11 protein-coding genes and 1 tRNA gene are annotated in these 13127 nt (G+C 70.5%); 5 read left to right on the forward strand and 7 right to left on the reverse strand.

The genetic code is table 11. The annotated features are described in order from the left end of the window. Nucleotides 1–73 precede the first annotated feature (73 nt). The 5 genes from tmk (at nucleotide 74) to RLT59_RS20905 (ending at nucleotide 8178) form a co-directional block, all read left to right on the forward strand. Nucleotides 74–3358, forward strand: coding sequence for a dTMP kinase (tmk, locus tag RLT59_RS20885; RefSeq protein ID WP_311304794.1), 3285 nt, complete (start codon nucleotides 74–76; stop codon nucleotides 3356–3358). A 226-nt stretch (nucleotides 3359–3584) separates the two neighbouring features. Continuing rightward, entirely contained in the window at nucleotides 3585–4790 is a 1206-nt protein-coding gene (locus tag RLT59_RS20890; RefSeq protein ID WP_311304795.1) for a DNA polymerase III subunit delta', read from the forward strand. A 102-nt stretch (nucleotides 4791–4892) separates the two neighbouring features. Next, nucleotides 4893–6437, forward strand: coding sequence for an alpha/beta hydrolase (locus RLT59_RS20895; RefSeq protein WP_311304796.1), 1545 nt, complete (start codon nucleotides 4893–4895; stop codon nucleotides 6435–6437). Between the two features lie 119 nt (nucleotides 6438–6556). Further along, nucleotides 6557–6630: transfer RNA gene (locus RLT59_RS20900), tRNA-Thr, on the forward strand. Between the two features lie 999 nt (nucleotides 6631–7629). Further along, entirely contained in the window at nucleotides 7630–8178 is a 549-nt protein-coding gene (locus RLT59_RS20905) for a hypothetical protein (protein ID WP_311304797.1), read from the forward strand. On the opposite strand, the gene RLT59_RS20910 is transcribed toward RLT59_RS20905, so the two are convergent. From RLT59_RS20910 to RLT59_RS20940, 7 genes are all read right to left on the reverse strand, one after another. Next, nucleotides 8135–8632, reverse strand: coding sequence for a transposase (locus tag RLT59_RS20910; protein ID WP_311304798.1), 498 nt, complete (start codon nucleotides 8630–8632; stop codon nucleotides 8135–8137). The two genes, RLT59_RS20905 and RLT59_RS20910, sit on opposite strands and share 44 nt — an antisense overlap. 2 nt (nucleotides 8633–8634) lie before the next feature. Beyond that, complete coding sequence (locus tag RLT59_RS20915) at nucleotides 8635–8928, reverse strand: transposase (RefSeq protein WP_311304799.1); 294 nt, start codon at nucleotides 8926–8928, stop codon at nucleotides 8635–8637. A 720-nt stretch (nucleotides 8929–9648) separates the two neighbouring features. Beyond that, on the reverse strand, nucleotides 9649–9804 hold the full coding sequence (locus RLT59_RS20920; RefSeq protein WP_311304800.1) for a hypothetical protein: 156 nt from the start codon (nucleotides 9802–9804) through the stop codon (nucleotides 9649–9651). Nucleotides 9805–9841: 37 nt separating this feature from the next. Next, a complete protein-coding gene (locus RLT59_RS20925) occupies nucleotides 9842–10459 on the reverse strand; it encodes a TetR/AcrR family transcriptional regulator (RefSeq protein ID WP_311304801.1) in 618 nt (205 codons plus the stop codon). A gap of 98 nt (nucleotides 10460–10557) precedes the next feature. Next, nucleotides 10558–11241, reverse strand: coding sequence for a 4'-phosphopantetheinyl transferase family protein (locus tag RLT59_RS20930; RefSeq protein ID WP_311304802.1), 684 nt, complete (start codon nucleotides 11239–11241; stop codon nucleotides 10558–10560). A 20-nt stretch (nucleotides 11242–11261) separates the two neighbouring features. Beyond that, entirely contained in the window at nucleotides 11262–12125 is an 864-nt protein-coding gene (locus RLT59_RS20935; RefSeq protein WP_311304803.1) for an alpha/beta hydrolase family protein, read from the reverse strand. Beyond that, complete coding sequence (locus tag RLT59_RS20940; RefSeq protein ID WP_311304804.1) at nucleotides 12122–13078, reverse strand: VlmB-like protein; 957 nt, start codon at nucleotides 13076–13078, stop codon at nucleotides 12122–12124. Before RLT59_RS20940 ends, RLT59_RS20935 begins: the two co-directional genes overlap by 4 nt. Between the last annotated feature and the right edge of the window lie 49 nt (nucleotides 13079–13127).

Here is a 13127-nt window from a genome sequence, read left to right on the forward strand (position 1 = left end):
GGGGTGGGTGTCCGGTGGTCGTATGTTCGGACGCGGCCCCCGGGCACCGGTTCGCTCCCGATAGGCTGGGCGGATGACCCGAGCCGAGCAGCCAACGGTCGTGAGCCCCACCTCCGACACACTTGCCGCAGACTCACGCGAGCGCGCCGTACGAGCCCTGTTGCGCATTCCCCCGCTCAAGCGGTTGTGGAGCGCCCAGCTCGTCGGTGGTATCGGCGATGCACTCGCCCTTCTCGTGCTGGTGCTGCTGTCGCTGCAAGCGGCGGTCCTTGAGGGCTCATTCGGAGCCGGATACCGCGGGGCGGCCTTTGCCGTCGCCGCCGTTTTCGGTGCCCGGATTATTTCCACCTTGCTCTTCGGAGCCGTACTTCTGGGGCCGTTGACGACCCTGACGGCGCCGGGCGGGCCGATCGACCGGCGGTGGTTGATGATCGGGGCGGACGGGCTGCGGCTCGCGCTGCTGGTCGTCGCGCCGCTGTGGATCGACTGGACGCCCGACCGGGCGCTCATGATGATCCTGATCACCGTCTTCGTCACCGGCATCGGCGAGCGCCTGTGGCGCATCGCCAAGGAGAGCGCCGCTCCCGCGCTGCTGCCCGCCCCGCCCATCGAGGGCGCCGCCGTGCGCCCGCTGCCCGACCACCTCGAACCGCTGCGCCGGCTCTTCCTGCGCACCGACTTCGCCGCCGTCCCCGCCGCCGCGGCCGTGCTGCTGGTGGCCACGCTGATCGGAAACCTGCTGGGCTCTGGCCTGGACTGGTTCTCCTTCCACCAGGCGGCCCTCGGCTCGTACGTCGCGGCCGGGCTGTTCTCCGCCTCCATCTCCATCGTGTACTTCCTGGAACTGCCCGGTACGCCCACGCCCCGGCCGCGCTCCCCGCTCGAAGGGCTGCGCCGGCCGTCCGCCGGCCAGGGGCCGGACAAGGGCCGCACCGGCTCGATGCCGCTGATCGTCGCGGCCTGCGCCGCCGTCGCCGGAGCCATCGCGGCCGCGGGCGCTGTCGCCGTACTGCACGCCACCGACCTGGGCGGCGGCCCCGCCACCCTCGCGCTGCTGATCCTCGCCCTCACCGGTGGTACGGGCGCCGGCATCCGCACGGCCGGCAAGGTGCTGCCGATGCTGTCGCGGCGGCGGCTGCTCTCCCTGGCCACCGCCGTCACAGGCGTCGCGCTGCTGGCGATGGGCCTGGTCCCGGACACGGCGACCGTCGTCCTGATCGCCGTGCTCGCCGGATACGCGGCGGGCGTCGCCGCGAACACCGGCCATGTCCTCGTCGACCAGGAGACCGAGGAATCCCGCCGGGTCCGGACCACCGAACACCTCCAGGCCGTCGTCCGGGTCCTGATCGGGCTCGGCGCGGTCGGCGGCCCGCTGGTCGCCGCCGCCATCGGCACGCACCGGCTGACAGCCGGGGACTTCGTCTTCGCGCACGGCGGCGCCGCGTTCACCCTGATGCTGATCGGTGCCCTGCTGCTGCCGGTCGCCGCGGTTGTGCTCGCGAAGACGGACGACCGTTCCGGCGTGCCGCTGCGCCGCGATCTGCGCGAGGCGCTGCGCGGCGGCGAACCGGCCGTCGCACCCGCCGCGACCGGGTTCTTCCTCGCCCTGGAGGGCGGCGACGGCGCCGGCAAGTCCACCCAGGTCGAGGCGCTCGCCGAGTGGATCCGGGCCAAGGGCCACGAGGTCGTCGTCACCCGGGAGCCCGGCGCCACCCCCGTCGGCAAGCGGCTGCGGTCCATCCTGCTCGATGTGTCCTCGGCCGGGCTCTCCAACCGCGCGGAAGCCCTGCTCTACGCCGCCGACCGCGCCGAGCACATCGACTCCGTCGTGCGCCCGGCCCTTGAGCGCGGCGCGATCGTCATCTCCGACCGCTACATCGACTCGTCGGTCGCCTACCAGGGCGCGGGCCGCGATCTCGCGCCGACCGAGATCGCCCGGATCTCCCGCTGGGCGACGAGTGGTCTCGTACCGCATCTGACGGTGCTCCTGGACGTCGACCCGGAGACCGCCCGCGAGCGGTTCACGGAGGCGCCCGACCGGCTGGAGTCCGAGCCGCCCGAGTTCCACGCCCGCGTACGCTCCGGCTTCCTGACGCTGGCCGCGGCCGACCCGACGCGCTACCTGGTGGTGGACGCCGGCCAGGACCCGGAGTCGATCACCACCGCCGTACGGCACCGGCTCGACCAGCTCCTCCCGCTCTCCGAGGCCGAGATCAAGGCCCTGGAGGAGGCGCGCAAGGCTGCCGAGGAAGAGGCCAGGCGCCTCGCGGAGGAAGAGGCCGCGCGCAAGGCGGAGGAGGAGCGCCTGGAGCGTGAGCGGCAGGAGCAGCTCGCCCGGCTCCGCGCCGAGGAGGAGGAGCGCAAGCGGCAGGAGCTGGAGGAAGCCCGCCGCCGCGAGGCGGAGCGCCAGGCCGAGGAGGCCCGGCAGCGCGCCGAGGAGGCCCGCCGGATCGCGGAGGAGGAGCGCAAGCGGCAGGAGGCCGAGGAAGCGGCCCGCGAGGCCGAGCAGGCGCGACTGCGCCGGCAGGCCGAGGAGGAGGCGCGGCTACGCAAGGAGGCGGAGGCGCTGCGTCTTGAGAAGCAGCGCAAGGCCGAGGAGTCGCTGCTGAGGGCTGAGGCGGCACGCCGTCAGGCCGAGGCCGAGGCTGCCGCCGCGGCCGAGACCGCGCGTGCGGAGGCGGAAGCCGCGGAGGCGGCTGCCCAGGCGGCCGCCTCCGCGCGGGCTTCCCGGGAGCGCCGGGAGTCCCGGTCGTCCGGGTCGTCGGGGCCGTCCGTTCCGGACAACGAGCTGACGGTGCCGACTCCGATCGTCAACCCGAACGAGATTACCCAGCCGGTTCCCTCCCCGGTGGATCCGTCGTCCGGATCCACCCGTTCCTCTTCCTCCTCTTCCCGGTCCTCGTCCGACACCTGGCCCTCCGACGAGGCCGAGACGACGATGATCCCGAAGTTCACCGACCCGGACGAGCGCTCCGGCGGGCGGGACGCGGCGGGCGCGACGGACGACACGGCGGTCCTTCCGCCGGTACGGGACACGGGCCGCGGGTCCGCGAGGGACGCCGATCCGGCCGACCGGGTACCGCGGGGCATCTTCCGGGACGAGCACCAGGGGGGCTCCGTACCGGAGCGCGAGAACGAGCGCACCCGCGAGCTCCCGCAGATCACCGACCCGAACGCGCCCCAGCAGCCGGCCTCTGACCAGCAGGAGCGCTCCGGACGGGGGGCCCGGCGGCCCCGCCCCGACTGGGCGGAGGAGACCCCGCTGGACGATCTGCCGACGCTGGCGGACGAACTGCTCGGCGACCACGACGACGAGGGCCCCGACTCCCGGGGCCGCGGACGGCGCCCGCGCCGCTGATCAGTGACGATGCGTACGTGATCCGGTACGTGGGCACGTAGGCACGGGAGCCCCGGATGTCCGGGGCTTCCGTGCTTCCGTGCTTCCGGGGGATCTTCCGTCCCGGGCGGGTGCCGGGATTGTCAGACCCGTCCTTCACAATGGGAAGCCGGATCGACGCCTGACGCGCACCGCGTCGGGCCGCTGATCAGCGAGAGCCACGACCACCACCGGAAGGGCGGGACCCATGTCCGTATGGGATGACCTGGTCGGCCAGGACCGGGTGCAGGAGCAGCTCGGCGCCGCCGCCCGGGACGCCGATGTGCTGGTCTCCGCCATCTCGGCCGGAGAGCCGGTGCCGCCCGGCTCGAAGATGACCCATGCGTGGCTGTTCACCGGCCCGCCCGGCTCCGGACGGTCCACCGCCGCCAGGGCCTTCGCGGCGGCTCTGCAGTGCACCAGTCCGGACCGCGCGCTGGGCGGGGCGCCGGGCTGCGGGTTCTGCGACGGCTGTCACACCAGCCTCATCGGTACGCACGCCGATGTCGACGTGATCCGGACCGACCTGCTCTCCATCGGTGTGAAGGAGACCCGGGAGCTGGTCCGCCGCGCCCAGCTCTCGCCGGCCGTCGGGCGCTGGCAGGTCATCGTCATGGAGGACGCCGACCGTCTCACGGAAGGCGCGGGCAACGTCCTGCTGAAGGCGATCGAGGAGCCCGCACCGCGCACCGTGTGGCTGCTCTGCGCACCCTCGCTCGAAGACGTGCTGCCCACCATCCGGTCCCGCTGCCGCCACCTCACGCTGCGCACCCCGTCGGTCGACGCGGTCGCCGATGTCCTGATCCGGCGGGACGGCATCGACCCGGAGCGGGCCGCTTCCGCCGCCCGTGCCACGCAGGGCCACATCGGCAGGGCCCGCCGCCTCGCCACGGACGAGCGGGCGCGGTCCCGCCGCGCGGCGGTCCTCAAGCTGCCGCTGCGCGTCGAGGACATCGGCGGCTGCCTCAAGGCCGCGCAGGAGCTGATCGACACCGCCACCGACGACGCGAAGCAGGTCGCGGAGGACGTGGACGTCAAGGAGACGGAGGACATGAAGGCCGCGATGGGCGCGTCCGCCGGAGGCCGGATGCCGCGCGGCACCGCCGGGGTGATGAAGGACCTGGAGGACAAGCAGAAGCGCCGCAGGACCCGTACGCAGCGCGACAGCCTCGATCTTGCGCTCACCGAGCTGACCGGTTTCTACCGCGATGTGCTCGCCCTCCAGCTGGGCTCGCGGATCGCCATCGCCAACGCCGACGCGCAGGACTCCCTCGACCGCGTCGTCCGCTCGTCCACGCCCGAGCGGACCCTGCGCCGGATCGAGGCGGTGACCGCCTGCCGCCGGGCGCTGGACCGCAACGTGGCCCCGCTGCTCGCGGTGGAGGCCATGACGATGGCGCTGCGGGCGGGCTGACCACTACGGTCCGGCGGGGCTGAGCTGGAAGTCGAGGCACGCCGAATCACCCGTATGAGGTGGGAATCGGGCGAGTCGTCACCCGGCGGCTACGCTCCGGATATGGACACCAGGCGCCCGCTCCGCACCCTCGCCATCGCGCTCGGCACTGCCGGCCTCCTCATCTCCGGCTGCAGCAGCGGAAGTTCGACGACGGGCGCCTCGTCGTCCGGCCCGGCGGCCACCGCCTCGCCCGTCCCGGCGGCGCTGAAGACGTACTACGGACAGCACCTGAGCTGGCGGGACTGCGGTGTCACCGGATTCCAGTGCACGACGATGAAGGCGCCGCTCGACTACACGAAGCCGGACGCCGGTGAGATCAAGCTGGCGGTCTCCCGCAAGAAGGCCACCGGCCCCGGCAAGCGGATCGGCTCGCTGCTGGTGAACCCGGGCGGGCCCGGCGGTTCGGCCATCGAGTACCTCCAGGGCTATGCGGCGGTCGGCTATCCCGCCCAGGTGCGGGCCCGGTACGACATGGTGGCCATCGACCCCCGCGGGGTGGCGCGCAGCGAACCCGTCACCTGCCTCACCGGTCCGCAGATGGACGCCTACACGCAGGTCGACCAGACGCCGGACGACGCCGGGGAGGTCACTGCGCTGAGCGGTGCGTTCAAGAAGTTCGCCGCGGGCTGCGAGAAGCGCTCCGCGGAGATCCTGCCGCACGTCTCCACCGTGGAGACGGCGCGTGACATGGACGTCCTGCGGGCGCTGCTCGGCGACGACCGGTTGAACTACGTCGGGGCCTCGTACGGCACCTTCCTGGGCGCGACGTACGCCGAACTCTTCCCGGCACGGGTGGGCCGGCTCGTCCTCGACGGTGCGATGGACCCGTCGCTCCCCTCGGCCGAGATGAATCGCGACCAGACCGCGGGGTTCGAGACGGCGTTCCAGTCCTTCGCCGGTGACTGCGTGAAGAAGTCGGGCTGCCCGCTCGGCACCACGTCCGCCTCCGACGCCGTGGACAGGCTGAAGCAGCTGTTCGCCCGCCTCGACGCCAAGCCGATCGCCACGGGGGACTCCCGCAAGCTCGGGGAGTTCCTGGCCACCACGGGGGTCATCGCCGCCATGTACGACGAGGCGGCCTGGCCCCAGCTCCGTGACGCGCTCACGGCCGCGGAGAAAGGGGACGGCTCCGGCCTGCTCTCGCTGGCGGACAGCTACTACGAGCGCGAGCCCAACGGCACGTACGCGAACCTGATGTACGCGAACGCGGCCGTGAACTGCATCGACCTCCCGCCCGCCTTCACCACCTCCAAGGCGGTCACCCAGTCGCTCCCCACCTTCGAGAAGGCCTCCCCGGTCTTCGGCAAGGGCTTCGCCTGGGCCTCCCTGAACTGCGCCTACTGGCCGGTCCCCGCCACCGGCACCCCGCACCGCATCAAGGCCGAGGGCGCCGCCCCGATCGTGGTCGTCGGCACCACCCGGGACCCGGCGACCCCGTACAAGTGGGCCAAGTCCCTGGCAGGCCAGCTCAGCTCCGGAACCCTCCTCACCTACGAGGGCGACGGCCACACGGCGTACGGCCGCGGCAGCGACTGCATCGACACGGCGATCAACACCTACCTCCTGGAGAGCACCCCGCCGAGCGACGGCAAGACCTGCTCCTGACCCCACCCACCACCCCACTGACCTGCGCCTACGCCCCGGCGCCAGGGCGGTACGGAGCACCCTCGGAAACTGTGTAGACTTGGGCCCGCTGCTGATCGCACCATGGTGTGGCAGCGCGTGCCGCCTTAGCTCAGTTGGCCAGAGCAACGCACTCGTAATGCGTAGGTCTCGGGTTCGAATCCCGAAGGCGGCTCTAGGGTGAACCCCAGGTCGGGCCTTTGACCTGGGGTTTCTTGTTTTTGTGACCTTGGAATCCGGACTGATTGAGCATCGGCGATCCACGCATCGCAATGCATAGGTCTGAGTTTGACGGCCGGTAGCGGTTTTGCCCTGCGAGGCGTTGACCTGGTCTTCTGTCTCCCGATATCGATCTTGTTCAGTTAGCTCAGATCGGCATGGTGGCCATTTGGTGGCCAAGCGTGCAGCGACTGTGCAGGCAAGACGCACCTCGGCTCTGTGAGCGCGTGAGTCCGAAGCGGGGGCGGGTTGTGGCGTCTGGACAATTGATGCGCTGCTGGTGTTCGGCCATGCCCTGCGGTGGATCTGAGAAGGGCTGTTTTCGCGGGGGCCAAAAAGGTGTTGGGCGGAGTCCGGCTTGAGCCCGCCGTAGCCGCAGATCAGGCCGTTGAGCGGGTTCACCGCCCGCCCCACCCGCAGCGACACGCCTTCGGTCGGCGAACTCGGTGTCGATGACGATGTTCCCGTCCACGAGGAGGAACCGCTCGGCGTCGACGACTTCGGCGGCCAGCCGGTAGGCGCTGTGCGCCCTGTGAACGCTGGGCAGCCGCTTGGCGATGCCGAAGTGCGGGCCGGGAGCCACTCGGCGCCGGGGGATTGGAAAGTCTTGCGGGTCAGGGCTCAGGGCGAGCCCAGCTTCTGGCGTGGGTGCGTCGAGGAGGAGGATGTCTTCAACCATCTGCCCGCGCTGCGGTACGGGCTCGCGGTACGGAGTTCCCCGGATGAGGGTCCACTCCCCTTCTCTGAGTTCAGTGAAGGGGCCCGTTTCCTCCGCGCTATGCCCCGTATACGGCCAAGGGGACCTGAGGAGGCTCCCACACAGGCAAGCCGCATCGGTTCTAAGACGCTGTTGTCTTTCCGAGTCTGACGACTGTGTTTTCGCTGGTCAGGGGTAGGGGCGGCGTCGGTGTGGGAGTGATGGGGTGTCGTTTCGTCGCTCTCGTGGAGGCCGTGGATGCCGTCGGTTGTCGGACTGCTGGAACAGCACGAGCTTGCCGCTCGTCGTCGTGTGGACGGGCTGCGTGAGGCAGCGGACCGCATCCAGGCCGAGCTCGCGGTGGCCGAGCAGGAGTGGTCGGAGTGGACGATCGCCCGCGAGCGTGTCGGTGCGGTGCTGTCCGCGCCGGGCGGTGACTCAGCCGGCGTGGGCGCCATTGACGTGCCGGAGGGTGTTGTGACGGGAACCGAGGTGGAGGCGTCTGCACCTCTGGTGGTGAAGGCGAGGTCGCAGGTTCCGATGTGGCGCGAGGGGCTGGCCGGGACGGCACTGTCGGTGGACTACCAGCGCATCCTGGCCGCGATCGAGGATCGGGGCCGTCTCGGTCAAGGGCCGCTGACCTGTCAGGAGATGGCCACTGCGTTCGGCCTGGACGTGGTGCCTGCCAAGGTGGAGGGGCTGCGGTCGAAGGCGAAACGCCTGGTCGCGCGGGGCTGGCTGGCCGAGTCGGCACCGGGCCGGTTCACCCTCGCGCGGAGCGTGAGCGGGCCAGGCGGCGGGTCATGATCATGGTCATCGACCAGTAGATCATCGCCTCGGCGCTGCTAATGGATCGTTCGAAGTCACGCACCAGACGGCGGCTTCGCATCAGGTGGGCGAAGAGCCGCTCGACGATCCACCGCTTGGGCAGCACCACGAAGCCGCGCATGTCGTCGCTCCGCTTGACGATCGCCAGGACCAGCGCGAGCGCGGCCAGGCAGTGCTTGACGAGGCTGCCGGTGTAGCCGCCGTCGGCCCAGACGAGTTCCAGCCGGTGGTGAGCGTCGGTCACCCGCTCAAGCAGCACCTTCGCGGCGGCGCGGTCGCCGATGTCCGCCGCGGTGACCATCACGCCCAGCAGCAGGCCGAGGGTGTCGACCACCACGTGCCGTTTGCGGCCGTTGATCAGCTTGCCGCCGTCGAAGCCGCGGCTGTCGGCGCCGACGACGGCGTCCGCCTTGACGGACTGCGAGTCGATCACGCTTAGGCCGTCGGTTCCGCATCTCGCCCCGACTCCTCGCGGACCCGGCCGCGCAGCCGGTCGTGGAACTCTCTGACCAGCGCGTGGTCGCGCCAGCGGCGGAAGAACGCATAGACCCGGTCCCACGGCGGGAAGTCGGCCAGCATGGCCCGCCACTTGATCCCGTTGTCGACCAGATAGCGGATCGCGTCCAGCATCGCCCGGTGGCAGTACGCCTCCGGCTGCCCGCCCCGACCTCGCAGCCAGCCCGGCACCGGCAGCAGCGGCCGGACCACGGCCCACTCCGCGTCCGTCATGTCCGAGGGATACCGCCGAACACGCTCCGGATGGTCGGCCGCATTCCCGAACCGGTGAGCGACACAATCACACGACAGAGCAGCCGAGTTGAACTCCACCGGCGCGAGCACGTACAACTGCGGCAACAGGGTCTCCTGGATCTCGGTTGGCTTCGCAACCCCGAGCTACCAAGAGGCCCTGCCTTCATGCCCGCAGCCGGCCACGGTCACCCGATCGAGACTCCCGTTCGACGCCCACCCCGCACGATCGGAACGACAACAGCTACTAACGCACTTGGAGATCCCGGATCTCACCAGATCCCTGGAAGGCTAGGTCGGCGGCTGGATTCCGGACGGGTGGATCACGCTGTGCTGACGTCGGCACATAACAGTCGAACGTTACTGAGGGAGGGTCTGCACGGTCCACGCCGAGGAGCGCAGCAGATCGCGCCTACTGGGGATGAATCGCCTTGCTGTGACTACGGAGATCACTGCTTCCGTCCATCAACCCTGGTGACTCAGCGGAATTGGGCGAGCTGACGGCCCGGTGGCGTAATTGTGCGTTCAGCGGGCCCGGGGGCAACGTAATTGCGGGGCTGCCGACACCGCGGATTGTGACTTTGGGGTGGAGCTTCACCATGGAGAACGTCGACTCGATCGGCTTGGTGGTCCGCAGGCGGCCCCAGTTGCTCCGCCGGGAAATCTTGGAACGCCAGCAACTCCGTCCAGTCCCTTGGTGATCTAAGCGGCGGCCTTGGGCCATTTCGTGCCGTAGGTCTTCTCGAGTGCTTCGATGGCCTTCTTGGCGTCGGCGCGGTCCTCGGCGTTGTAGATCTCCTGCATGGCTTCCGTGGCACCGGCTGTGCGGGCCAGCGAGGCAGCTGGGCGTGTCTTCACGGCCGCGCTGCGAACGCGGGCCCGCCCGTTGGCAAGCTCAGGCCTCGGGAAGCCGTGGAGGTGAGGCCACCGTGGCGGCGACCATTCGGCGGATGGCCTGCTCGCCGAAGGTCTCCTCGAAAAAGAGACTGCGGAAGAGTATGGTTCCCGCCCACGAGTCGAGGACTAGTGAGATGTCGGTGTCCGGAGGGAGTACGCCGCGCTCGACGGCGCGCGACAGGACGAGGTATGAAGAGGCCTTGCGGCCGTCGATCAGATTCTCGGCGAGGAAGCCGCGCAGCCCCGAGTCGTCCGCGACATCCGCCATCAAGGCCGGCAGTGCCGCCCGGATCTTCTGCGAGCAATAGAGGTCCGCCAGGGCACAGGCCACGGTGATCAGCTCGGCTCCACTGTCACCTGTGTCCTCATTCGGTATCGGGGGCAGTTCCTCGCGTACGGCGTCGAGTACCAGGGCCGGTTTGTTGGGCCAGGAGCGGTAGATCGTCGCCTTGCCGACGCGTGCCTCTACGGCGACTCCGCCGATGGTGAGCTTGGAGTAGCCGTTCTGGGCCAGCATCCGCAGTGTCGCGGAGAGAATCCGCCTACGCGCATCCAAATCCCGCATGTGGGTGCCGGACCGGTCCGAGACCTGATTCAGATTTCTGTTCTGTCCCATGGTTCTCTCGTCTTTCAGCGCAGAGTGCGGCTGCCGCTGAGGGGGCGGGGCGGCGAACTGAACGAGACGGCTCGTTCCACCTGGCTGGATTGTACCGCTCATGTGCCGCCTTCGAATCCAAGGAGCACCGGATTGCCGGTGGTTACTGCTGTCCCGCAGCTGGCTCCCTGGTCGTCCACCCACTGAACGGCCCACCGCATATCTGCCCCCACCGGCACCCCGTCAGGGCGCAGGCTCTGCGGCACGCTGACCGTCCGCAACTGCCCCCAGGAAGCCGCAGCTTGCTTCACCAGGCACTCCTTGTACGTCCACCGCAGGCAGAAGGCCAGGTCGGGATCGGGATCTGCGGCGATGGCTGCGTGCTCCGAGTTCGTCAGCACCTCGCGGCGGGCAGCCTGCGACAGAGCGGTGCGTCGGTGGTTCTCCACGTCTACCGCGACGGGGCCCGCCCCAGCCGCCGCCGCGACGTGTCCGCGGGTGTGGCTGAGGCTCACCGCGACCCAGGGCAGCTCCTCAATATAGGGGCGGCCGTGTGTCGGCGATCCGCATCCCGGGCAGAGCTGGCGCAGCGTCAGGCGATGGGCCGGCACGCCACTCCAACGTGCCGCGCACTCCCGTACGAGCAAATGCGCCGCGAAGTAGTCTTCGCGGTCGTCGCTGGAGCGGAGCCGGGCGGCCCGCGCCTTCTCTGCCTCTGTGAGAGCGGAGCGGACGGACGCCAGTGCGCGCAGCGCGCCCGCTGAGTCGGTACGCAGCACCAGTGCGCCCGCCAAACGATCCACGTTCTACCGTCCTTGGTGAGTCAGAGGCCGTCGGCCCATGCGCGGATCCGCTCCGCTATCGGGGCGCCCCTGCGGGCCCATCGCACGTGGTCGACTCGGACTCCCCGGGAGGGTTCGAAATGCCACCGCTCTACGGTGGCTGACGGAAGTGTGGCACACAGCCGGTCCACCGTCGCTGGCGGAGCAAGGGAGTCCCCAGAGACTGAGACGGCGAGCACGGGAAGACGTACGGACCTCAATCGTTCCGCGTATGCGATCTCGGCGCCCGAGGGTTCGAACCGGCCGGTCCGGGCGATTCTGGCCCAGTCCCGGATCAGCCGCGCAGGCTGCCGCCCCGCGAACCCGAGCCGGTCTCCCGGGAAGTAGCCCCATAGCCGGGCAATAACGGCGGCGAGCTGCGTGCTCAGCAGCACCCGCAGCCCGCCCATGCCTGGGAATCCGCGGAAGTCCACCGACCCGGCGGCCACGAAGATTAGGCCGTCGACGCCCTTCGGCTCCCGGGCCGCGTACAGGACGGAGACCTGACCGCCGATGCTGTGCCCCAGCAGGTACAAGGGGACGCCCTCGCCGAAGCGCTCCCGTACCGCCGCCACCATCCGTGGCCAGTCCCGCGAGGCCAGCTCGTTATAGCCGTGGCTGGACCCGCGGTCCACCCGCGGCCGGCTCTCGCCCTGCCCGCGCAGGTCGGCGGCGACGGAGGCGATGTCCAGGGCCGCCAGATCGGCGCAGAACGGGGCGTAGTACGAGGCTTGGACCGCCATGGCGGGCCAGATCAGCACCACCGCGCGCGGCGCCCGGGCCGACTCGGTGACCTGCGCGACGATCCGCTGAGGGCCGTCGCCGCCCTCCGCCGGCAGCGGCACCTCCCAGCGGGCCGCGCTCATCGGGCGGAGTCCGAGAGGAGCATGTACTCCAGGCGCGTCTCCTGGGTCTCGGCCGACCAGCGGCCGGCCGCCTCCATGCGCTCCTCGATACCGGTGTCGATCAGCCGCCGACCGGGCCAGATCTCATAGTCGCCGACGAGTTCGGCCTGCTCGGCGAGGCCCTCCTGGAAGAACGACTCGCGGCGGAACAGCACCTCCTGCATGGGGAGCTTCTCCCACAGGCGACGGCCTTCCGTTACCAGCTCAAGCAGCCGCGGGCGCTGCTCCGGGTGCTCCGTCAGATACCGGCGCACGACCGAACTACCGACCGCGAGATGCCGGATCTCGTCCATGTTGGCCCCGCGCTCCACCAGGGCCGCCGCGGGGTCGAGCGGGCGCCACTTGCGCTCGCTGAGCTCGGCGGCCGGCGCCAGGATGCCCTCCACGAGGACGGTCAGCACCAGCACGCCCCCGTGGAAGTCGCCCTGGTCGCGCAGGACCTGAAGGCCGAACTCCTCCAGCGGGCCCAGCACCGCGGCCGCGGCCGCCCCGGCGGTGCGGGCGACCTCGTTCGCGATCTGCTCGGCGGAGAGGCCCACGCGCAGTAGGTGCTCCCGAAAGATACGGGCGTGGCGGGCCTCGTCGATCAGCTGCGTCGAGAAGAACTCCAGGTCGTCGGTGCTCGGGGCGTGGAAGACCAGGAAGGACAGCGCGCGGGCTGCCTTCTCCTCCGCCAGGTGGCGGAAGGTGAACTCGTCGACGAGGGCGTCGCGCAGCGGGCCTGACTCACACACCGCCGCGGTCGGTCCCTCGTCGGGCACCGAGCCGTCGGAGAGCCGCCGCAGCATCGTGCCCGCGACGTGCCGCAGCCAGTACGGCAGGTTGCAGTCCGCCGTGGTCAGTTCCAGCGTCCGGGCGCCTTCGAGCACGCTCGGGGCGCGGTCCCAGTCGGCCTCGACGGGGGTGGTGGTCATGGGGATTCCTCTTTCTCTTCTCGGATGTTCTGTGGGAGGTTCTGCAGGA

It is taken from the genome of Streptomyces sp. ITFR-6, from assembly GCF_031844725.1.
Classification (GTDB): Bacteria; Actinomycetota; Actinomycetes; order Streptomycetales; family Streptomycetaceae; genus Streptomyces.

Coding starts and splice junctions, on each gene's coding strand:
- tmk (WP_311304794.1), top strand. CDS start 74: ATGACCCGAGCCGAGCAGCCAACGGTCGTGAGCCCCACCTCCGACACA.
- RLT59_RS20890 (WP_311304795.1), top strand. CDS start 3,585: ATGTCCGTATGGGATGACCTGGTCGGCCAGGACCGGGTGCAGGAGCAG.
- RLT59_RS20895 (WP_311304796.1), top strand. CDS start 4,893: ATGGACACCAGGCGCCCGCTCCGCACCCTCGCCATCGCGCTCGGCACT.
- RLT59_RS20905 (WP_311304797.1), top strand. CDS start 7,630: ATGCCGTCGGTTGTCGGACTGCTGGAACAGCACGAGCTTGCCGCTCGT.
- RLT59_RS20915 (WP_311304799.1), bottom strand. CDS start 8,928: ATGACGGACGCGGAGTGGGCCGTGGTCCGGCCGCTGCTGCCGGTGCCG.
- RLT59_RS20925 (WP_311304801.1), bottom strand. CDS start 10,459: ATGGGACAGAACAGAAATCTGAATCAGGTCTCGGACCGGTCCGGCACC.
- RLT59_RS20935 (WP_311304803.1), bottom strand. CDS start 12,125: ATGAGCGCGGCCCGCTGGGAGGTGCCGCTGCCGGCGGAGGGCGGCGAC.
- RLT59_RS20940 (WP_311304804.1), bottom strand. CDS start 13,078: ATGACCACCACCCCCGTCGAGGCCGACTGGGACCGCGCCCCGAGCGTG.